Source organism: Streptomyces sp. SID13726 (assembly GCF_010548375.1).
Taxonomy (GTDB): domain Bacteria; phylum Actinomycetota; class Actinomycetes; order Streptomycetales; family Streptomycetaceae; genus Streptomyces.
In genome coordinates, this window is record NZ_JAAGLY010000550.1 from 1 (window position 1) to 423 (window position 423).

The following is a 423-nucleotide window of genomic DNA, read 5'->3' on the forward strand; positions in this document are numbered from 1 at the left end:
TGACGACGAACTTGTTCTCTTCGCGCTTGATGAACTTGACCAGGCCGCGCAGGCCGCCGAGCCCTTCCATCACGGAGAACACCGGGATGAGGGCGAGCACGACGATCGGCTCCCACCAGCGCCGCCGGCCGTTCGCCGAGACCAGGGCATTGAGCCGCAGCCCCTCCCAGTACGTCCAGATGACGTACGCGAAGTTGATCGCCCACATGATCACGACGGTCTGGGCCACCGGCGAGGTGTTGAAGTCGCCGATGAGCCAGGCCACGAACAGCACGGTCGCGACGTGCTGGAGCGGGCCGAAGACCCAGGTGGCCACGCAGAGCAGCAGGAACCAGCGGTACCGGAACGGCACCGTGCGGTTGAAGCAGAGGGCCACCAGCCCCCACGCCCAGCGCTCGCGCTGCTTCACGAAGTCCCTCGTGG

At 66.7% G+C, this 423-nt stretch carries 1 pseudogene; it reads right to left on the bottom strand.

The features are described 5' to 3' along the window. Positions 1–409, bottom strand: a pseudogene (locus G3I78_RS49065) (membrane glycosyltransferase); the annotation flags it as partial. Positions 410–423 lie beyond the last annotated feature (14 nt).